Here is a 22,259-nt window from a genome sequence, read left to right as displayed (position 1 = left end):
AATAAATCATCATGCAAAAATATATCAATCAATTAATTGAAGACTTAATACAGGTAGCCAAAAACCCTCCGCCCCCGAGTTATATTGAAGCACCTCCTCATATAGAATCTGAACCAGTGATAGCTGAACTAGCCCTCACTCCTTTTATGCCAATCTCTAAAATTGTAGGTATCGAAGAAAGTGCCTTTCCTCCCGGTTTTAAGCTGAGTTCCCAACAATGCATTGATGTAATTCATGCTGTTTTACAAGTATTCGAAGCATTGAACATTGAATTAATAGATCAGCCTGAAGATATTCCACCAGAGCTACTTTATGAAGCCATTATCTCATGTTGGGATCAGGAAGTGCAATATTTACCAAATGCCGGAATGGATTTAGAGCTCTGTACTGGTGACCAAATAGATTGTCCATACGGAGAGTTCTGTTCGTGTAACGAGGAGTTTGATGAGGAAGAGTTTCCAGAGAAATTTAACTCGGTGATTACTCCAATAGCAGAATGGATAGACCTAGGCATGTATTGCATGTTAAATTCTGATACTCTGGAATTTGAATACATTCCAGTTATGATGCTCCAAGACCCTGAAGAATATAAACTTATCACTGGGGAAACAGAAGAGGATATGGATTTCAAATACAAAAACTGGAGAGGATTAATTGAGATTGCACCGCTCGAGCCCTCTGAATCTTTTGAAATAATGGAAAATTTTGCTTTTGAATTAGACGATGAGGAACTACGAGATAAATTGTTTACAGCACTAAATAATAGGAAACCTTTTAAGCATTTTAAACATTTAATCGAGCACTCTGCTTATCGAGAACAATGGTTCGACTTTAAGATAAAGCAAGTGGAACACCATGTAAAAAAGAAGATTTTCGTTGGTTTTACAATACTGTAATAAAAAGCAATAATTATGGAACACAAAAGAGAAGATATAGAAGGACATAAAAAACGACTTAAGGAAATGGTCAACAGTAAAGACATCATTTCCGGCATACATAATTACTGCGATCGTTGGTGTGAAAGATGTACGCATACTAAACATTGTACTGTATTTTTAATGGAGCAAGAAGAAAAAGAAAAAGGTGACCATGATTTAAACAACAAAAAATTCTGGAATAAGCTTTCTCTAATCTTTGCCGCCACCTTGGAAATGGTAAAAGAAGGCGCCGAGGAATTAGGTATCGACTTAAATGAAATCGAGATAGAGGAAAATCCATTACAGGAAAAAGAAAAAACTATAACTGAAAAAATAGCTCATGATTATGGCACCAAGGTTTATAAATGGTTAGATGAGAACAGGAGTCTTTTTGAGGAGAAAGGAAAAGAACTCCTCATTATTGGAGAAGACAAACTCATCCCACTCACTGAGGCCCTTGAAATCATTAATTGGTATTCCATATTTATTGGAGCCAAAACCCACCGAGCCTTCCACAACCAGGATTTCGACTTCGATGATCCCATTCAAAACGATAATAATGGTTCCGCTAAGATAGCCTTGATAGCTATTGATAGATCCATAGAAGCATTCGGAGTTCTTCTGGAGCAAATTCCTGAAAAGGAAGACGAGATTTTACACTTCTTAATCCTCCTCTCCCAAATAAAAAATCAGTTAGAGGCCAAGTTCCCAAAAGCTTGGGATTTTCTTCGGGCTGGTTTTGATGAGTAGTTTAAATATACTTGAGGAAAGTGAAACCATTTTACGAAATAAATGAAGTCTCTCTAAAACTCTCAGCCCTACTGAGAGAAATCCTTCTGATAAAACCATTTTCTTCCATTGTTTCACTGAATGGCTATAAATTAATCCTTCTACAAAAGATACCACAGATCAAGTCAACAGAGATCATTTTTGCTTATTCAGGAGATGAGCTAAACAAGGAAAGAGAGAAACTAGAGCAAGGTGGAAGGATTCCAGAATAGCTCAAGGACCCAGAAGCAAAACTAGAGAATATTAGGTATAAAGGTGATTTGGGTAGGAAGATGTTTTAAGAAAAACCCCAAATTCAAGCTACTCAGAAACCCGATACTGCAAATCAGTAGCAAACATGATTTCCTCAAAAGTTCTGTCCAATGCTTTACTGTGAAAATTTTGTGCTACTAAATCTTCTTTAAACATCACAAAATCCCCTTTCTTAGCATCCACTTTATCTACTACAATCCAGAATGACAAATCAGTACTTTCTAGTATTTCTAAGAAAGTATAGCCTCCTCCATGCGCCAAATTGATGATTTCACCTTGATAATAGGGTTTATTCTCATGCTCTTTTTGTACTTGCTCATGATTATACTCTTCTGATACTTGTTCGTGGCTATGGTCATGATCGTGATCGTGGTCATGCTCATCTATATTTTCAACTTGTTCTATGGACTCACCTGCAGATTCTTGTCCCATATTTCTAAACCTAAAAACATATACTAAAACAGCTACTAAAGCGATTACTCCTAATACTTTTACAAATCTCATTTTTATATTTTTTGTTGTTTTCTATTCTTGCAAACAGAAGTTTATTGATTACTTAATTTTCGTTTCGAAAAACTAATAAGGATTAATAAGCTAAGCGTCCCTACTGAATAATATACCCATGTTGGAATTGGAACCGGATCTCCTGTAGCATAAGAATGAAGCCCTGCCAAATAAAAATTCACCCCATAATAAGTCATTAAAATGGAGAAAAAAGCCAATACCGAAAGAACTGTAAATAGATAGGGACTATATATTTTTTTCAATAACCTCATATGCAATACCAAAGTATAAACCAAAATAGAAACATAGGCCCAAGTTTCTTTTGGATCCCAACCCCAATATCTTCCCCATGATTCATTGGCCCAAATTCCTCCAAGGAAATTTCCTATGACCAATAAAGTTAGTCCTAAGATTAAGGTCACCTCATTAATATGAACAATACTTCTAATATGATTATCTATGTGAAGCTTATTATTAGATCTTAAGATATAGAGGATTAGAGAAATAATCCCCAATAACATCCCCACTCCAAAGAAACCATAACTAGCGGTAATAACCGAAACATGCAAACTCAACCAGAATGATTTGAGAACAGGAACCAAACTCGTAATTTTAGGATCAATTTCTCCCAAATAGGCTGAGAAAATAAAGATGCCTGCCACCATCATAGAAGCCGACATGGCAATGATGGATTTCCTAAAGAAGAATACCCCTGCAATCACCGCTGAATAGGCAATATAAATCATGGTTTCGTAGGTATTTGAAAGGGGTGCATACCCACCAATATACCATCGAACCCCTATTCCAAAAGTATGAAAAGCCAAAAGAATAATCCCAAGGCTAAAAATAAACCAACTTATCTTTGGATTAATTATTCTATTGAAGAAAATAGAACTGATACTATAAATCAACAAAACGAAGCCAAATAATAAATAGGCAATAGAGATTTTAATAAATAAGGCAGATTCATTATACCAGATTTCCATGTCCAATCTGTTTTGATCAGGAATTACTTTGGCGCCAAACTCTTTTTGATACTCTTTGATATACTCTATATGCTCAAAGCCTTGCTCAAAGTTACGGTTATATACTGCATCTAAGAATCGACCGGCAGATTGTTTCAACTCTCCATTATGAGAAGTCTCGAACATGGTTTTAAAGTCTACCCAAGTATTATTATCATCCTCTGGAACTGGAAAAACATTTAATAATACACCTCTAATCGACATAAATGCCACATTGAGTCGCTCGTCAACTTTTATCAAATCTCTTTCGAAGGTGCCTCTTTTTGAAGGTACCAGCTGATTTGCTTTCTCCACCTCCTCCGCAATTTTATAGTGTCCATTTTCATCAAAGAAATCATTGAAACACGCTAATTTCTGATCTTCCTTTAATCCTAACTTGATTCTTAGTTTAGGCGTTTTAACTTTAATCAAATATACCTTTTCCCAAATCTTAGGGCGAGAGAAAATCCCCATAAGCACCTGATTGGCATCCATCCCATTCCAGCTTCCTCTTCCCGTTAATTTATAGAGGATTTCGCGATTTTGGGAATCCAAAGGTTTCATTCGCCCATCTGGATCTTGCACTACCAATGAACCGAAAGCTGCTGCCAAACCTTTAGATTGCGATCCATAATCATTTAAATACTCTTCCACATAAGGAGAATATTCTTGGGCTGGAAGCATCATTGGAGTATTCAATAATAATAGAGGAATTAGAAATGAAGCGATGGGGGCCTCTCCTATTTTCCGAATCAGATATTGGAATCGTGATTGTTTATCGAATAAATTCAAAATCAAACCCAAAAACAATAAAACATAAGCTATATAAGTAATTTCGACGCCTGGGTCTTTATTCACAGTGAGTTGAGTTCCTAATTCATCGATATCGTATGAGGTTTGGAAGAATTTATAGCCAGCGTAAGTCAATGTATTATTCATATAGATTTCGGCTTTAAATTCTGTATCATTGGCTTTATCAATAACCACTACATTTGAATGGTATTCTGAGGGAGCTTGACTTCCTGGATATCGAGTTAATTGAAAATCTTCGAGCGCTAGATAAAAAGGGATTTCAATTTCTTCATCTCCCACTTGAACAATATTTGACTGGGCGCCTTTCCTGATATTCATTGTTCCTTCAATACCCCAATAATGAGTAATGGCAGCTCCAATAAGAATGAGAATAAAAGCCAGATGAAAAATGGTTCTGGCACTCCATATTTTTGATTTTGCCTTTATTAAAATCAATACCATATTGATACAAGCCAAAACAAAAACAAGGCTATACCAAAAGCTATGGTAGATGAAGCCCTTAGCTGCAGAACTACCAAAATCATTTTCTATAAATGTACCTATTGCCGCTCCTGTCGCAAGGATGACGAGTAAAACGACCATAGTAATATATGAACTCAGTATCTTTTTTATCAAGGTGCTTTTTTTTGTAAAAATAGCTTATTTCAGCTTTTCAAATTGTTAATTATCTCTTTAAAAAAAAGTATCCAGAACAAAAGTCCTGGATACTATATTTATAGATTCTCAAATGATGAAAGATTATTTTTTAACCTGTTCTCCATTTACTTCTTTAGAATAAGCTGTTTCAATATCATTACCAGGGAATGCTTTAGAATTATACGTACCATTAGCATCGGCCATTTTAATCCATTCTTTCTCTAAAGTCCTTTTGAATTCTAACTTAGCATCAACCATTTTATCAAAGTCTAAGCCAGCTAATTCTTGAGATAATGCTTTATCACTAAAATCAGGAGCGGCATAATTCATTACACCATGCTTAGCTAAAATACCAATCAATTGAATTCTTGCTTGCATAGCATGTTCGTTAGCTAGAGAAAGGTTTCTTAATACTTCCTCAGGTGCATGGAAGAATGCACCATGAGAAGCAACAGCATAATCCCATTTCCACTGACCAGTTCTGATTTCTTGACGAACCGCTTTAAGTTCTTCATCAGTTGCTCCTACTTCCATTGCTTTAGCAGTTTCAAGGTGAGCTTTTGCTAAATTATCCATTGCAATAATATGAAGTTGAGTTTTTCTCATATACTTCTGATGTACGATACCTCTTAATTTATCTTCACTTTCGCGGTGACAAGGCATACATGATCTATCCATTGTATTCAAAGGATTTTGTAATTGGTGATCAGAATACTTAACAGAACCTTCTTGTGTATATGGCATGTGACAATCGGCACAAGCAATACCTTTTTGACCGTGAATACCAGTCATGTGCATTTCGAAACCAGGATGCTGAGTTTTTAAAATTGGTGTTTTAGAGATTTTATTTGTGAAATCAGTGTGTCCAACTTCGTCATAGTATAATTCCATACCTTCTGCATTCAAACCATTGGCCCAAGGGAATGTAACTACTGCAGCTAATTGTTCTTTTCCATTTGCATCAGTATATTTAGTTTTCTTAAAATAGTATTCAGAGTGACAAGTAGCACAAACTAAGCTTCTTTTTTCTTGGTGAGTAGATTCTTCAAAAGTCTTAAGACCAGCAGCAGATAAACCTCTATTTAAATGAGGAACATTTACTCTAAGTTCAGCGGTTACATTATTGTGACAATTGGCACAACCAATACTGTTCTTTATTTCAGAACCATATCTTGCCCATTTTCCAGTGAAAAACTCATTTTCACCATCACGCTCAATCAATCTACCTACATCTGGAGATTTACAAGTCCAACAAGCAGTTGGCATAGGACCTGTTTTATCATCAACTGGAGCACCTGTTCTTAAAGTATTTGTATTACTCTGAATAGCATAATAATGACCACGTGGTGCATTATAGTCTTTTGCAAATCCATAACCAGCCCATAAAATAGGAAGCTGAGGATAAGCTTCTAATAAGTCTAAAATTTCTCCACTTTCTTTGGTCTTTAACCAAGAACTATATTGACGTGGATAATATCTTTCCCATTCATCGTTCTTATATTGCTTTTCACCATCGATAGCAGGTGTTTCGCTCAAAGCCACTTTTTGCTCTTTTTTCTCGTTAATGCTACCTGATAATGAAGACATTGTAATGATAGCAACAACTGAAACGATTAATAAAATTGTGAATTTAGATTTCATCTTTTCTAGTTTTAAATATTCTATTTTTCTTTTACTCCTAAATTATATGGTGTGGTGGTCACACCTCTCACTTTACCATGAGGTACGCTTTTATGACAGTCCCAACATTTTCTGCCACCTTCAACATATGGTGTATCATAATTATGATACTTGTCAGCATTCACCATAATCTGAGATGTAAGACTGCTATGGCAGGCAATGCAATTGGCTTGCACTCTTTCGGCTCCATAGTCACTTATTTGCATGGCGTGATCATAGGTGTTCATTGTAAATGCAACACTGTGATTCCAACCATCAATGGTCTTCGCTTTATACTTATTAAAAGCATTATCAGTAGGTAAGTGACAATCTACACAAGTAGCTACTCTAGCATGCGAACTGTGCTGCCATGTTGCATATTGGGTATTCATAACATGACAATTTATACATGCCTTAGGATCGGTAGACATATATGAAATAGCCTGTGAAATATGTACCATATAGCCGAAAAAGACAAGAGCCACAATAAATGCCAAAATGGCCAGCCTCTTAATAATGTTCTTTTTTTCCATAACTATATATTTGTTATTTATGATAATACAAAGCCTTAAAAAAAAACTAAAGGCTTTGTACTAGTTTTGTTATTTGCTGGTATAAAAATTAGGTTTAAATACAACCATTAAATAAGCCCAAGTACCATTTTTACTGTAAGCATCAGTAGTTGAATATCCTTTAATATGTCCTAACGTTTCAGTTCCAATCATTTCAGAGACACCTGCTGTAAATAGCATATTCTTATCTGCAGCATAGGTAACACCAAAATCAATTTCTAAACCTAAACCTTTACTCATATTTTCATATTCAGATTCTACAAAATCAGGACTTAATTCACCTGGCTTAGCTTTATATACATCTGCTGCAGCCATAAAATAATGAGGAGTTAAGAAAAATGACCATTTCTTAACTTTGAGATTAAAGGTAGCATAAATATCGATAAGACCTACATTATTAGCATGATTACCCACATAAAAATAATCCATATGACCATTAAACTTATGATTTGTTCCATATAAAGGAGTAAAAGATTTCATTTTCTTAGCATCTCCCATTTTATCTTTTAAGCTTGTTCCAGAAAGGTATTCAAAACCTAAAGTTACTTTTGAGTTTTCAGAAGATTTAATAGTTCCAGCTAAAGCGAAATACATAGCAGAAAGCTTAGTATCAAAATTATCAAGATTTCCCATTTGATAATAAACGGCGGCAGCAAGACCTACAGGGCCTAAAGTAGGAGTAAAACGAGCTCCAATAGTTTGTGAATAAGCAACTTTATAAGTATCTTCAGTTCCTTCTTCAACATCAGCAGCCTTTTCAAGCTTCTCCATTCCATTATTTAAAACTAGCAAGCTTAGTCCTGATTCTCCAATTTTTGCATGAAGCCACAAAAACTGCATGGCTTTATAATTAGATAAGTTAGTATAGTCATTTCCAAACAATGATTCTTTTTCTTGATTATAAGCAAAACCTAAATGCGCTTTAAAATTTGCACCTTCATATTTTAACAAACCTAGGTCATGGGCTCTGGCTTGCTGCGCCCAACCTACATTACCAAAAATACGAGAATCATCATAAACTAATTCCTGACGTCCAGCTTTTAAAGAAAACTTCTCATTAAAGAAATACTCTCCCCAAGCTTGATGTATTCCAAATCTATTTGAGGCTCCATTGTCTAATTGGCTAACATCTCCCCAAACTCTAATGTCTTGCATACTTACATATGCCTTAAAAACTTCAGAACCATAAAAAGCATTAAAGCGAGTACGTTGAGAAATTGCAAAAGCAGCTTTTGCATCAGTTGGAGGTAATGTTTTATAACCATTTCTTAGTTCTGCTCTAGGGCGAATTTCACCATCTACTTTGATTGTTTGACCAATAACCCAAGTGGCTAAAATGGTAAGAACAAGTGTTAATAGTAAAGATTTTAATCTCATAACTTTGATTTTTGATTTGATTTATTATCTATTTCAATTTAATTTCAGGCAACTTGATTTTCAAAAAGGCGGAAACAACAAGTTTTTTCCATATTGTGGTATTTAAATACCATTTATATGACAAAGGTAATTATGAAATAGATATTCGCAAGAATTCATGTTAAAAAAATAACAATATTTTCTAATTTAGAAATTTTCTAAATTAAATTCATTATGAAACGTATTGATTATGAAATGCCTAAGTTGGAATGGTAATGAATGAAGAATTTATACAATTTTAACACATCAAAATATCTAGATTTTTATATATTAATAATGGCCCCGAACTCTAATAAATGAAGAATCTACACCAAATAATAGCCTATCATTAATATTTATAAGTTTAAGGACAACAGGTTTCATTTATTAAAAACCCATTAACTTTTTAAAGAATAAACGATTTCTACTTAAAAAAAATCCTCAGATACTATCGCGTATAATGACAGGGCAAACCATACTTTTATTTTGTCCACGGATTATCACAAATTAACACGGATTTCAGACCAAATGTAGACTTGGAATCACATGTTCCAAACCTTATTTTTTTGCTAAATTTCTAATACACAAACACTATTTAGGATTATCCTGCTATATTTATAGATTCAAAATCAATTTTTTACTATGAAATATCTTATACTATCCGCATTGGCAGTACTATTCAGCCTGTCATTATTGGCACAAACTCCGGAGCAATTGTTTCGGGTAAAAAAAGAAACCAATAGCGCCAAGCTACAGGCAGATGCCAATATATACAGGCAACAATCCGAAGAGCAAAAAGCTATTGCCGTTCAGGCTGCTTTGGAAAATGGTTGGCCCATCACCATTTCAACAGAAAATAATTTTGCTGAAATACAAAGACTGGATGAAAATGGTAATCCTATTTATTATACTACAACAAATTCTGATGCTGCAATTACTACATCAACTAATAAACTCTATAGTGGTGGTGGTTTAGGCTTAGATTTGAGTGGAACTGGCATGCTCATCGGAGAATGGGATGGCGGTGGTACTCAAGTTGAACATATTGAGTTCAATAACACCGGGTCCTCTAGAATTACGATTAAAGATACGCCATCTGGTTATCATTATCATGCCACTCATGTAGCCGGAACAATGATTGGACATGGATATTATACAGATTCTGGTACTGGAGCAAATTCAAAAGGAATGGCATCAAGTGCTTCAGTCGATTCTTACGACTGGACTGATGATTATGCCGAAATGGCAACAGCTGCAGCTGCTCCAACAAATTTGCTTATTTCTAATCATTCCTATGGTTATGTAGCTGGGTGGTATTGGAATGGATCTTCATGGGTTTGGTTAGGTGGTGCAAGTGAGCATAATATTTTTGGTTATTATGATAGTGGTGCCGCTTCTCTTGATGGTATTGCTGTAGATGCACCCTATTACTTGATAGTAAAATCTGCAGGAAACGATCGAGGTGATGGACCAGGAAATGCTTTTGAGCCCTATAACGATGGTCCCTATGATTGTATTTCTGGTACTGGAAATGCGAAAAATATTTTAACAGTTGGCGCCGTAGAAGATGTAGCAGCAGGTGATCAGTCTGATCCAAACAATATTGTTATGTCAAGCTTTAGTAGTTGGGGACCAGCTGATGATGGAAGAATTAAACCTGATATTTGTGGAAATGGGGTTGGAGTTTGGTCCGCCTACTGGGATGAAGATGACCCAAACACAACAGGATATTTTGCTGGATTAAATGGCACTTCTATGAGTGCTCCAAATGTGACAGGATCATTGCTGTTAGTTCAAGAACATTATTATGATTTAAATTCAGCCTATATGAAATCCGCTACTTTGAAAGCATTGACTATACAAACAGCTGATGAATGTGGACCAAATCAAGGCCCAGACTACATGTTTGGATGGGGATTGCTCAATGCAGAAACTACTGCCAATGTGATAACAAATAGAAATGTGAGCTCTTTAATAAAAGAAGAAAACTATAGTGGAACCACCTATTCAGTTACTGTTACAGCTAATGGAACAGATCCATTAAGAGCCACTTTGGTTTGGACTGACCCTGAAGGAAATCCTCCTTCTTATACATTAGACAATCCTGCTGCCATGCTGGTCAACGATTTGGATATGAGCATTACAGGAGCAAAAACCACCTATAGTCCTTATAAATTAGATAAAGACAATCCAGCCAATGCAGCCACAACAGGAGATAATGATGTGGACAATGTGGAGCAAATTCATATAGCCTCTCCAACCAATTCAAGCTATACCATTAGCATCACCCATGATGGTAGTATATCAGGAGGGAATCAGGCATTTTCACTTATTGTTACCGGAATTGTGATTGACAACCCTGTTGTAGTTACGTCTGAACCTACAGATGCTACAGCCACATCCGTTACATTTAGTGGTGAAGTTACTCTTGAGAATGGTTCTGGTGTTACTGCCAGAGGTTTTGTTTATAGTACAGATGAAAACCCTGACATTGATGATGTTAACGATGTTGTAGTACCTGATGGAAGCGGATTAGGAAGTTTCTCGGAAACCGTTACCGGTTTAAATCCAAATACCACCTATCACGTTAGAGCATACGCCACAAACACTTCGGGAACGGGCTATGGAGATGATAAAGATTTTATCACAACATCAACTACAACATGGGAAGGCTCCACTTGGGATGGAGGCGCACCTACTGCTTCCATTCATGCAATAATTGATGGAAACTACACCAGTTCAGGTTCATTGGACTGTAATAATCTGACCATTACCTCTGGCAAAACCTTTAATTTAAGTGTAAATAATGGAGTAACAGTAAATGGAGATTTCACCAACAATGGTATATTTAATATCAAATCAGATGCTACAGGTATTGGCTCACTAATAACTTTAGGAGATATTTTTAATAATGGGACATTTAATATGGAGCGATATGTAGCTGAGGATGCATGGCATTATATTAGCGCTCCATTATCAGGTAATAAAGCAGATGTTTTTGCAGGATCGTATCTGCAAAAATGGGATGAAACAATAGCTGATTGGATAGAAATCACTTCCTTAACTGATGATTTGGAAAAAGGAATAGGATATTCACTTTGGTCTGATTCCAAAACTAACTTGTTTACCTTCACAGGAGCTCCATATACTGGCAACAGTAATATTCCTATTACAAAAACAGCAAACGCCAGTGGATATATAGGAGCTAATCTTATCGGAAATCCTTTTCCTTCATCGATAGATTGGGATTTATTAGATGGTATAGGATATGGTGCAAAACATACTTATGATGGCGTAAACGAAATCTACAGAACATATAATGATGAAGCTGGAGATGGCTCCCAATACATTCCTCCTGGTCAAGGATTCTTTATAGTGGCCGATTATACAGGAACTTTTAATGTAGGTAATGCAGATCGAGTTCATAGCGGGACAAATACCTTTGTTAAAGAAGAAAACACAATTGCGAATGGAGTGGTATTAAAAACAGGTATTGATGCTATTTCTGATGAAGTTTGGATTGGTTTTATTAGTGATGCAAGCCCTGGCTATGAGCGTAAATACGATGCGCATAAATTCTTTTCACCCAGAATGGATTTACCCCAGATTTATACAAAATATGAAGATACTCAATTAAGTATCGATAGAAGACCAGAAACCAATACCATTCAATTGGGATTCCAATGCCAAAACAATGGTAAATACTCTATCGATATAGTTCAAATAAATGGTATCGCAGCTGTTGAATTAGAGGACACCAAGACAGGAATCTTACACAATCTTAAATTAAGTTCTTATGAGTTTGAATGGTCTACAAGTGATGATGAAGAACGTTTTGTATTACATTTGAATGCTACCAATACTCAATCGTTCATCAACTCCCAAACCAACATCTATTCTATAGGCAATCAGATATATGTTTCTCAAGAACAACCAACAGCATATTCCTCTATAAAAGTGTATAATTTAAATGGTCAGCTGGTATTTGAAAGCTCTCTTTCAGAGAAAAATCTCCATAGATTTGCTTTAAATGTTGAAAATGCTGTATATTTGGTTCAATTAATAGGTGAAAACCAACAACAAACAGAAAAAATCATCATCAAAAAATAAAGCTATGAAAAAACTATTGAAAACCTTATCTATCTTTTTATTCTTTATGGCTTTAAATACTGGTTTCGCCCAAACTCCCCCTCCTCCAAATAATAATAATGGATCCCCCGGTGGTGGGAATACACCAGTTGGTGGTGGAGCCCCTATTGGTGGTGGAATAGTCATATTAGTTTCTGTAGCTTTAGCTTATGGTTATGCAAAATACTATTTAAAAAAACCAGACTATACTGTGGAAGAAGAATCTTAGAAAAGTTTTTCTTCTTAAAAAACATATTTTTAAAGCTAGGAAAGTCTATTTTTCTAGCTTTTTATTTTTTCTAGGAGATCACCTGAGTATTAGCAATGGCCTGATAAAACACCAATGCAAAAGTTTAAGATCTCAATTGCTAACGTATTGCTAACGATAAATAGTAATCATATCTAAAGTAATACTTATATTTGTTACTTAAGATAAACCCATTTCAGCATCCATTAAAAATGAATCATTAGTATTAATTTTAACTAAGGGAATGAAAAAATCTAACCATAATTATATATCGATATCAAAAAATATTATTTTCCTATTCACCCTACTCACATTTAGTCTATCATATAACTGCCTCTATTCTCAAAACAAAAGTGAGGCTTTAGAACAGAAATACAAAGCTTTACAACAATACCTGAAAAATAATGAATTAGAAAAATTATTCCATTTTGCCAATGAATTAAAATCGGATGCCAAAGCTCAATCTTCTCCCAAATACTTGGCCCACTCAAATTACTATTTAGGAATTTATTACCAGAATATAAACAAGCTAGACTCCTCTAATATTTTTCTTAGTGAGAGTATAGGTTTTTATAAAGAACTAAAGGATAGCCTAAATATAGGAAAGACTTATTTCTTTTTGGGAATAAATAATACCTATTTAGGTGAAACAGAAACTTCATTAGAGAATTATTCCTCAAGTGATTATTGGCTAAGGAAAACACAAGATAGCGCTTGGATCTCTGTAGTTAATAATTATATGAGCATTACTTACTTTGAAATCGGAAACTATCCACAATCATTAAAATATTTGCAGGTTTCATTAGACTATTTGCAAGGGAGCGATAATTTCATGAGTATAGGTGGTAACTATAATACCATGGGTAATATCTATAGAAAAATGAAAGAGCCTTATAAGGAAGAACAAGCTTATTTAAATGCTATTCGTTTTCTTGAACAAATTCCTGAAAACCATCAATTAGGAATGACCTATAACAATCTAGCTGAAGTATATTTAAATGATAAGAAAACTGACTTGGGTTTTGAATATTTGGAGAAAGCAAAAGCTTGCTATCAAAGTATTGAATACGAACTTGGAATGTGTTCTTATTATTCAGTTTTATCTCTATTTTATTTAATGCATGACAAGCCAGATTATAATAAAGTAATTGAATACAGTAGTAAAAGCATAAAAATAGCCGAAAAGCATAATGATTATAGACAATTTTCGGATGCCAGTTATTTTCTTGGACAAGCCTTTTATTATCAAAAGAACTACTCAAGTGCACAAAAGGTTTTAGAAAAAGGATACCTCAAAGCAAAAAACCATTCATTTACCAATGAATTGAAAAATATTACTCAAGTTTTATCTCAAGTTTATGAAGCCCAAAATAACTTAAGCAAATCATTATTCTATATTAAAGAATATAATGAATTAAAAGACAGTTTGTTTAACCAAGAGAAGATAATAGAATTTACTAGTCTTGATTTGAATTATAAATTTAAACAAGAACAACTCGAAGATAGTCTAAACAATGCCATTGAAAAAACTAAAATACAATTTAAGCATGATGCTGAAATTAAAACCCATTCCATGATTAGAAATTATTCTTTGGGGATTAGTATTTTATTGATTTCATTTGCTATATTCTTATTATATTCCATTAGAAAAAAGAAACGACTTAATAATCGACTACATAGACAAAACCAAACGATAAAAAAACAAAAAACGGAATTAGAACTAACTTCTCTACAAATTAAACAGGCCTTAGAAGATTTACAAGAACTCGATGATTTCAAGCAGACTTTCATCAATATGCTGGTTCATGATTTAAAGAACCCTCTTAATGCATTAACCAATATTGAAGGATTTGAAAGTGAGGAACTAAGGCTAGAAATAGTCAAGCGTACGAGCCAAGATATGCTGAACTTGGTCTTGAACCTGTTGGATATCAATAAAGCCAAACATCAAAAAATCAATTTACATAAAGAGGATATTTCTTTAGTCAAGCTGATAAACCAAGCCATTGATGATACTCACTTTTTATGGGAGCAGAAACAAATTCGAATAAAACTTGACTATAATAAAGAATATCGTATTTCTGCTGATTATTCAATGTTATTAAGAATACTAATCAATCTACTAACCAATGCTATTAAAGCATCTTGTTCCGAAGACTATATAAAAATTACCATCTCTGAATCTGAACTAAATCAGCTTCAATTAAGTATTAAAGACAACGGTCCTGGAATAAATATAGATGACAAAGAAATCATTTTTGAAAAATACAAACAAATCAATCAAAAGAAGTCAGATAAAACGCATTCCACAGGTCTAGGTTTAGCATTTTGCAAAGTGGCAGTTCAAGCCCATGGATGGAATATAGGCCTTCATTCTGTAGAAGGTTTAGGTGCACAGTTTTGGATAAGGATACCCAATTACAAAACGAAAATGATAAATAAACATCCCCAAATCAATCAACAACAAAAAGAATATGATAATAGCTCTTTATTCATTTCTAAGGAAGACCTTGAAAAAGTAATTCCTTATCTTTACCAATTGGAAAAATTACAAGTATATGCAGTTAGTGATGTGAAAAATATTATTAACACTATAAATGCACTTGGCATTGATGAGCTCCAGGATTGGACTCAACAAGTACTCTCATCAGTTTCTAATTATGATGAAAATAAATATATGTTTTTAATCCATTCCATTTTAAAATAGATATCAATCCAGATTCAAAATTCTCAAATATGATTATTTATAAAATATTAATTATTGATGATTCCATAGAAAACCTCCTCACCATGGTCTCTATCATTGAAAAATACCATCCAGAATCTATTATTTACCAAGCTAATAGCGCCAAGACAGCTCTAAAAATACTGGAAGATAACAGTCCTGATATTATCTTAACGGACTGGGAAATGCCAGAAATGAATGGCTTGGAATTGATAAAAGAGATAAAATCCAATCCATTAACTGAATATATTCCTTGTATCATGGTTTCGGGAATTCTGATGACACCTGAACATCTTAAATTAGCCATTGACTCTGGCGCTGTTGATTATATAAGGAAACCCATAATTCCGGCAGAACTATTAGCCCGGCTCAATTCAGCCTTGAATATAGCAGAACGACACAAAACTCTAATCAAGGAAAAGGATTTAAAAATGATTGAAAATTTAGCATTTAGCAATGAGTTCAATCGCTTCTTCGAAAAACTCCAAGCAAGATTAAAAAAAATAGAGAAGAAAACAGATGAAAATATTGCTATTGAAATTGATCAAATCAATAGAGATATTAAAGAGCAAATAAAAAACAAAGGCTGGAAAAAACATGCCAATGCCTATCAGAAATTACATCCAATATTTCTGAAAAAGCTACTCAAGAATCATCCACAATTAACCTCCACAGAAGTAGAACTGTGCCAAATGACAAGACTGGGCTTAAATAATAAGGAGATATCTGATTTGATGTTTGTCACACTTGGGAGCTTGAGAGTTTCTAAATCGAGACTTCGAAAGAAAATAGGTATTCCTACTTCTCAGAATCTAAGATTGTATTTAATCTCATTATAATAAATATTAATGCTTTGATGCTTCTTCATCATGCAAGGTAAAAGTTCTCTCTTCTCTCCTTCTTATTTAAAACTCAAATTTTCAAATACAAACCGAAAGAAAAGCTCATATCACACTGTACTTATGGCAAGTAAAGAAGAAAGTGGGATAAATTACTAATCATTAGCTAACAAATTACTAATACTTTCGATTGGACTTAGCTAACAATTTGCTAATGGCTTTACTTATGAATACCTGACTATCTTGTGTATATTTGGACTAGAGGAAATCTGCCAATTATATGAAAGAGAACCGTTTTATTTCCCTAACCAGAAAACAGTTGCTTTGAACTCTTCACTTTGCATTTTTTCTCTAGGATTAATCCAAGCTAAAAAACCAATATTATGAAGTATTTCTATTACTTTTTTCTTTTAAAAATTCTGTCAAGTGTTTCCTATCTTGAGGAAATACATAGGTCAAATAGAATTAAATTTCCAAACCGATTCTTCAAAATATCTACATACATAATAATAATTATCACACTCTTCGTTAATCAAAATACCAATGCTCAAGGAGCAAGTCAATGTGCATATTTTGCAAGTAACGATTACGCCTCAACGGGAAGTTATTTAAATTTTAGATATACGGAATTTACTTTTGATATGTGGGTGAATGCAAATGATTGGACCCCATCAACAGATCAGGTAATTATTTCTAAATACTATAGTAGCAAAGGTTATAGGATATGGATCGATGCATCTCCTGATCGCATTGTTTTTGAGTATTGGATTAATGGTAATGCTGAGTATCTTTATTATTCCATTCCTTCTGGCTTTTCAGGCTGGCATCATATAGCCGCCACTATTAGTAGTTCAGATGCTGATTTATATATTGATGGGAATGCTGCTGATGATGGGAACCCAAGTTCAACAATAGATTATTCGTTATGGTCAGTTACCATTTTTGGAGAAGAGGCAGGTCAATATGGCGTTCCAACAGGAAAAAATTATCAAGGTAGAATAGATGAGCTAAGATATTGGGATGTTAAGCTTTCACAATCACAAATACAAGAATGGATGCATAAAGAAATACAATCCGACGACAAACCAAGTAATATTACAAATTTATGGGTTTATTATAGATTTAACACAGCCGAGGGCGGCTTTGCAGAAGATTATGGCAATTCTGTTGGTGGTATAATTACTGACTATGATCTTGATAATAATAATGAAGCTAGCCTAGTAACTTCTACTGCACCCTTATTAGATAATATTCCTTTAGATTATTCAAATGATATAGAAGCACTGTGGCAATCGGAAACTACCACATTTAGCGAAGAAAGTGATGGTCTAGCTTTAAGAGATAATTCCGGAGAATTAGGTACAACAGAGTATTATGTTTTTGGAGCAGATATCTCTACTGGAACAACATCAACAAATACACCATCAAATATCAATTTACGATCGAGTCAAATTTGGTATTTATATGATTATGCTAATGACGCTGTAGATTTTCAATTTGATTTAAGCGATTTTGCTTCGGCTTTGGACGTAGACACATATACTGAAAACAATTATTTTCTTTTACGTAGAAGCGGAACAACAGGAGATTTCGCAGTAGTTTCTGTAGGAAACACAAGCAAATCAGGTGATGTAATTACCTTCTTAAACTACACACCTACAACAGGATATTATGCAATTGGTGTAGAAACTTTTTCGCCTACCCTTTCTACAGATGCTGTTAGCAACATTGTAGAAACTTCAGCCACTTCTGGTGGTACCATTACCAATAATGGAGGATTATCTATCACAGCAAAAGGTGCTTGTTGGAATACAACAGGGTCACCAACTACTAGCAGTAGTATTACTTCAGATGGCACAGGAGATGATGCTTTTGTTTCTTCCTTAAGTGGATTAAGTCCTGGTACAACATATTATGTAAGAGCTTATGCTAGCAATTCTGAAGGTACATCTTATGGTGATGAGCAAATATTTACAACTAATACTCAGACTTTAACCTGGGATGGATCTGAAAGTTCAGATTGGCATACTTCAGCAAATTGGGATGGTGATATTGTACCTACAAGTAATGATCATATTGTTATTTCAAGTTCAGGAACTGCCCCTGTAATTGGTTCGGGACTAAGTGGCGACTGTAAGAATCTAACTATAAATTCTGGAGCAACATTAACAATTGAATCTGGGGGATCAATAATAACAACAGGAACCATCTCCAATAATGGAACATTTAATATACAAAGAAGCATTTCAAATGGGAAATGGCATTTAATATCCTCACCAGTATCTAATGCACTAAGTGGAATGTTTAGTGGCGATTACGTACAAACCTGGAGTGAAGAGGATGCTTGGTGGTATGAAGTTAGTGCAACAGATGAAGTTTTAACTCCAGTAAAAGGATTTGGCTTTTGGTCAGATGGATCTGGATCTGATACACATACCTTCTCTGGAACACCAAATACTGGAGATCAAAGTATTTCGCTTACTTCATTGGGTTCAGGAGGAGAATATAATAGGGCCAACCTTATTGGAAATCCTTACCCATCTTCAATCAACTGGGCTGATTTAGATGATACCTATGGTGCAGTGAACTACTATAATGGAACAGCTTATGTTAGTTGGAATGATGGCAGTGGTTCAGGATCTCAATATATTCCCCCAAGTCAAGGTTTTTTTATTGTACCAGCCTCCTCAGGAACTCTTAATTTAAACAATGATAATAGAGTACATAATAATGCTTCTGCTTTTTATAAGTCAAATAACACTATTGTCAACGGAGTTGTAATTACTACAAGCAATGGAGATTATGAAGATGATTTATGGATTAAGTTTTCAGTTGAAGCTACTCAAGATTTCGATTTTACTTTTGATGCATATAAATTCCTCACCAATGTTGAAGGCATTTCACAGTTGTATTCAAAAAATGGAGAAAGTCAATTCTCTATTGATGTAAGGCCTGAAACTGATTTAATCCCATTGGGATTTACAAATAATGAAAACGGAGATTACTCAATTTATTTAAAACAAATAAATGGGATTGCAAAAGCCGAACTCGAAGACTCAAAACTAAACACTTTACACGACTTAAATAATGGAGCTTACCAATTCAACTGGAATACTTCCGACTCAGAGGAGCGTTTCATATTACACCTTAAGGCTACCGCAACAGAAGAAATCGAAGAACAAGAAGCACAAGTATATGTTCACGATGGACAAGTTTATATCCGACAGACCTCCTCTAATGAGTTTAATTCAGTATACATTTATGATTTAGCGGGGCGAGTGATTTATTCTAATTCATTAAACCAACAAGAACTACAAAGCATCAATATGTCTCATTCAAAAGGAACTTATTTGGTGCAATTAATTGGAGATCATATTAGTCAAACAGAAAAAATTATCATTGGAAACTAACTTTTAGTTATTCACTGTTCACTTTTAACTTAAAAAAAAATGAAAAATATAAAAAACAACTCAATTACAGCAATATTTTTATTATTCTCAGCTTTTGCTTTTACTCAAACTCCTCCTCCACCCAATAATGGAACAACAGGAAGTGGAGGTTCCACACCTGTTGGTGGTGGGGCACCCATTGGAAATGATATTGCTATTCTTATCACAATTTCTATTTCATATGCCATCGTAAGGCACTATAAAAACCAACAAACTAATAAAGGATTATATTTTGACAGCAAATAAAATATTGAAATTCAACAAAATAATCCTTATCTTAGTGCAAAGAATCAATTATTGATATTAATTTCTCAAAACCAAAGCACCTATGAAAAATCTATTCTACTTTGTGATTATTTTTTTAATCATACCATCTCAATTTGCAAATGCCCAAAATAATGCCCTTGAATTTGATGGCGTTAATGATTATTTAGATTGTGGAGTGATGAATTTATCCTTTCAATCCTTCGCTATTGAAGGTTGGTTTAAGGCAGATGTACTACCCAGTGCTGGCAATTATCCACATATTTTTGGTATTGCAGAAATTGGTAGTGATGCAGCTATAGTTCGGATAAATGGTGACACTAAACAACTTGAATTTGTAATGAACTCCGGTGCAGGTCTTAAATGGGTCACTTCACCTGAAACTATACAAGCTGGTATATGGTACCATGCGGCAATATTGTATCATATGGGTGGTACTAATGATAGTCAATACTTACTTATAAATGGTGAAGTAGTTGCTTCTGCTACTTATGCCCATGTTAACAACTTTTCAAACCAATCTTTTCGCATTGGTGGCAACGGCAATCGTAACTTTGATGGGTATGTAGACGATGTAAAAGTATGGTCTAATTTTTATCAATCAAGCCAAGGTGTTAGAGATTATATGTATAAAGAAGCGGTGGGTAATGAAACAAATTTAGTCGCTTACTATAAATTAGATGAGAACAGTGGTACAACAGCAAATGATTCACAAACTTCATCCAACTATGATGGCACATTAACCAATATGACCGGAAATGAATGGACAACTTCCTCCGCATTTTTTGGACCTAAAAACTGTTTAAATTTCGATGGACTTAATGCTAATGTTTGGTGCCCTAATATCACTCCAATAGTTACAAGTGGTTCTATCGAATTTTGGGTAAACCTTGATGTGATACCAGCAGATAATGCAAGATTAATTTCGCGACATACAGAATATGGTTATGATGAAATCTATTTAATAGCTAACGATGGAAGAATAGCCACAACCGGCAGTTTTGTAGTTGGCGATGATTTGGTATCAACAGCTCCTTTACCTCTTGATGTCTGGACTCATGTAGCCATTATAGCAGATGGTTCAGGTTCAAAATTATACATCAATGGTATTTTAGATGACACCGGTGGCGTAGCTGATTTTTATTTTAATACATTTAGATTTGGAGGGCAATTTACAGCCGGATATTATGAAGGCATTGATGGAATGATGGACGAGGTAAGATTATGGAACGTTGTAAGAACTGAATCTGAAATTAGAGAAAATATGTATCAAAGCCTTGTAGGTGATGAATCTGGTTTGGTTGCCTATTTTAATTTGGATAACACATATGGCGCAGTAGCACAATCCTATCCTGCTGAAGCAAATGACGGTTCTATTGGTGGAGGTGTTACTTGGCTTTCTTCTACGGCTTTTAATACCTGGTTAAATACAGATAATTCTGATTGGTCAACAGCTTCAAACTGGAGTAATGGTGTTCCCGGATCAACGGATAATATTGGAATATACAATTTATCTGGTAATAACCCATCTGTTACAACAGTTGCTAATTGCAATGATTTATATCTTGAAAGTGGAGCTTCGATGTCATTAAACGATGGAGCCTCTTTTCTCAATACTGGAAACCTATATATTAATGGAGACTTCATCTATAATAAAACATTAACAAACGATGGGAAATGGCATATTATTTCGGCCCCAAATTCCTCCACCACAGCCAATCTATTCTTTGGAGATTATTTGCAAAATTGGAATGAATCTACGGGACTTTGGGAGCAAATAGATGATGAGAATACAACATTAACCCCTGTGAAAGGATATGGTTTTTATGGAACTCATACAAAAGCTTCCTACAGTTTTACTGGAGTTCCTAACGATGGAGATCAAATCATTAGCCTTACCACCTCAGGTTCAGGAGGAAGTTTTAATAAAGCCAATGCAGTAGGAAACCCCTACCCTTCTTCTATTGATTGGGATTTAGTGAGTGGCTACGGTGCAAAGTATACATGGAATGGAACAGCTTATGTAGCTTATCCTGCTACAGGAGGATTTGGTTTAGGCTCCAGAT

General features: G+C 34.6%; 15 protein-coding genes. 10 read left to right on the top strand and 5 right to left on the bottom strand.

Going from position 1 to position 22,259, the window contains the following annotated elements; all coding sequences use genetic code 11:
• Positions 1-11: 11 nt before the first annotated feature.
• From HNS40_RS05255 to HNS40_RS05245, 3 genes are read left to right on the top strand one after another with little or no spacing between them, the layout of a single operon-like run.
• Entirely contained in the window at positions 12-896 is an 885-nt protein-coding gene (locus HNS40_RS05255) for a UPF0158 family protein (protein WP_172278403.1), read from the top strand.
• Between the two features lie 15 nt (positions 897-911).
• Positions 912-1,667 carry a hypothetical protein gene (locus tag HNS40_RS05250; RefSeq protein ID WP_172278401.1) on the top strand — a complete coding sequence of 252 codons (756 nt, stop codon included), beginning with the start codon at positions 912-914 and terminating at the stop codon, positions 1,665-1,667.
• Between the two features lie 20 nt (positions 1,668-1,687).
• Complete coding sequence (locus tag HNS40_RS05245) at positions 1,688-1,918, top strand: hypothetical protein (protein WP_172278399.1); 231 nt, start codon at positions 1,688-1,690, stop codon at positions 1,916-1,918.
• An 88-nt stretch (positions 1,919-2,006) separates the two neighbouring features.
• Here the strand turns inward: HNS40_RS05245 and HNS40_RS05240 are convergent, their stop codons facing one another.
• From HNS40_RS05240 to HNS40_RS05220, 5 genes are all read right to left on the bottom strand, one after another.
• Complete coding sequence (locus HNS40_RS05240) at positions 2,007-2,462, bottom strand: hypothetical protein (protein ID WP_172278397.1); 456 nt, start codon at positions 2,460-2,462, stop codon at positions 2,007-2,009.
• A 41-nt stretch (positions 2,463-2,503) separates the two neighbouring features.
• A complete protein-coding gene (gene ccsA, locus HNS40_RS05235) occupies positions 2,504-4,894 on the bottom strand; it encodes a cytochrome c biogenesis protein CcsA (protein WP_172278395.1) in 2,391 nt (796 codons plus the stop codon).
• Positions 4,895-5,017: 123 nt separating this feature from the next.
• A complete protein-coding gene (gene nrfA / locus HNS40_RS05230; protein WP_172278393.1) occupies positions 5,018-6,556 on the bottom strand; it encodes an ammonia-forming cytochrome c nitrite reductase in 1,539 nt (512 codons plus the stop codon).
• Positions 6,557-6,576: 20 nt separating this feature from the next.
• The gene (nrfH, locus tag HNS40_RS05225) at positions 6,577-7,107 is read right to left on the bottom strand and encodes a cytochrome c nitrite reductase small subunit (protein ID WP_172278391.1); all 531 of its coding nucleotides are present in this window, start codon (positions 7,105-7,107) and stop codon (positions 6,577-6,579) included.
• Between the two features lie 69 nt (positions 7,108-7,176).
• Positions 7,177-8,523 carry a hypothetical protein gene (locus tag HNS40_RS05220; protein ID WP_172278389.1) on the bottom strand — a complete coding sequence of 449 codons (1,347 nt, stop codon included), beginning with the start codon at positions 8,521-8,523 and terminating at the stop codon, positions 7,177-7,179.
• Positions 8,524-9,183: 660 nt separating this feature from the next.
• Here HNS40_RS05220 and HNS40_RS05215 point away from each other — a divergent pair.
• From HNS40_RS05215 to HNS40_RS05185, 7 genes are all read left to right on the top strand, one after another.
• Positions 9,184-12,651: a S8 family serine peptidase gene (locus HNS40_RS05215; protein WP_172278387.1), complete on the top strand. Its 3,468-nt coding sequence runs from the start codon at positions 9,184-9,186 to the stop codon at positions 12,649-12,651.
• Positions 12,652-12,655: 4 nt separating this feature from the next.
• On the top strand, positions 12,656-12,898 hold the full coding sequence (locus tag HNS40_RS05210) for a hypothetical protein (protein WP_172278385.1): 243 nt from the start codon (positions 12,656-12,658) through the stop codon (positions 12,896-12,898).
• A gap of 262 nt (positions 12,899-13,160) precedes the next feature.
• Positions 13,161-15,623 carry a tetratricopeptide repeat-containing sensor histidine kinase gene (locus tag HNS40_RS05205; protein WP_172278383.1) on the top strand — a complete coding sequence of 821 codons (2,463 nt, stop codon included), beginning with the start codon at positions 13,161-13,163 and terminating at the stop codon, positions 15,621-15,623.
• A 29-nt stretch (positions 15,624-15,652) separates the two neighbouring features.
• Positions 15,653-16,480, top strand: coding sequence for a response regulator (locus tag HNS40_RS05200; protein ID WP_172278381.1), 828 nt, complete (start codon positions 15,653-15,655; stop codon positions 16,478-16,480).
• 383 nt (positions 16,481-16,863) lie between these two features.
• Entirely contained in the window at positions 16,864-19,890 is a 3,027-nt protein-coding gene (locus HNS40_RS05195) for a LamG-like jellyroll fold domain-containing protein (protein ID WP_172278379.1), read from the top strand.
• A 39-nt stretch (positions 19,891-19,929) separates the two neighbouring features.
• Entirely contained in the window at positions 19,930-20,175 is a 246-nt protein-coding gene (locus tag HNS40_RS05190) for a hypothetical protein (RefSeq protein WP_172278377.1), read from the top strand.
• Positions 20,176-20,257: 82 nt separating this feature from the next.
• On the top strand, positions 20,258-22,259 hold a 2,002-nt coding region (locus HNS40_RS05185; protein WP_172278375.1), incomplete at its 3' end, for a LamG domain-containing protein.

It is taken from the genome of Lentimicrobium sp. S6 (genome assembly GCF_013166635.1).
In the GTDB taxonomy this organism is placed as follows: domain Bacteria; phylum Bacteroidota; class Bacteroidia; order Bacteroidales; family UBA12170; genus UBA12170.
This window is presented reverse-complemented; position numbering and strand designations above follow the sequence as displayed.

Excerpts from the sequence above, each read along its gene's own strand:
- HNS40_RS05255 (WP_172278403.1), top strand. The coding sequence starts at position 12 with ATGCAAAAATATATCAATCAATTAATTGAAGACTTAATACAGGTAGCC.
- HNS40_RS05250 (WP_172278401.1), top strand. The coding sequence starts at position 912 with ATGGAACACAAAAGAGAAGATATAGAAGGACATAAAAAACGACTTAAG.
- HNS40_RS05240 (WP_172278397.1), bottom strand. The coding sequence starts at position 2,462 with ATGAGATTTGTAAAAGTATTAGGAGTAATCGCTTTAGTAGCTGTTTTA.
- nrfA (WP_172278393.1), bottom strand. The coding sequence starts at position 6,556 with ATGAAATCTAAATTCACAATTTTATTAATCGTTTCAGTTGTTGCTATC.
- nrfH (WP_172278391.1), bottom strand. The coding sequence starts at position 7,107 with ATGGAAAAAAAGAACATTATTAAGAGGCTGGCCATTTTGGCATTTATT.
- HNS40_RS05220 (WP_172278389.1), bottom strand. The coding sequence starts at position 8,523 with ATGAGATTAAAATCTTTACTATTAACACTTGTTCTTACCATTTTAGCC.
- HNS40_RS05215 (WP_172278387.1), top strand. The coding sequence starts at position 9,184 with ATGAAATATCTTATACTATCCGCATTGGCAGTACTATTCAGCCTGTCA.
- HNS40_RS05210 (WP_172278385.1), top strand. The coding sequence starts at position 12,656 with ATGAAAAAACTATTGAAAACCTTATCTATCTTTTTATTCTTTATGGCT.
- HNS40_RS05205 (WP_172278383.1), top strand. The coding sequence starts at position 13,161 with ATGAAAAAATCTAACCATAATTATATATCGATATCAAAAAATATTATT.
- HNS40_RS05200 (WP_172278381.1), top strand. The coding sequence starts at position 15,653 with ATGATTATTTATAAAATATTAATTATTGATGATTCCATAGAAAACCTC.
- HNS40_RS05195 (WP_172278379.1), top strand. The coding sequence starts at position 16,864 with ATGAAGTATTTCTATTACTTTTTTCTTTTAAAAATTCTGTCAAGTGTT.
- HNS40_RS05190 (WP_172278377.1), top strand. The coding sequence starts at position 19,930 with ATGAAAAATATAAAAAACAACTCAATTACAGCAATATTTTTATTATTC.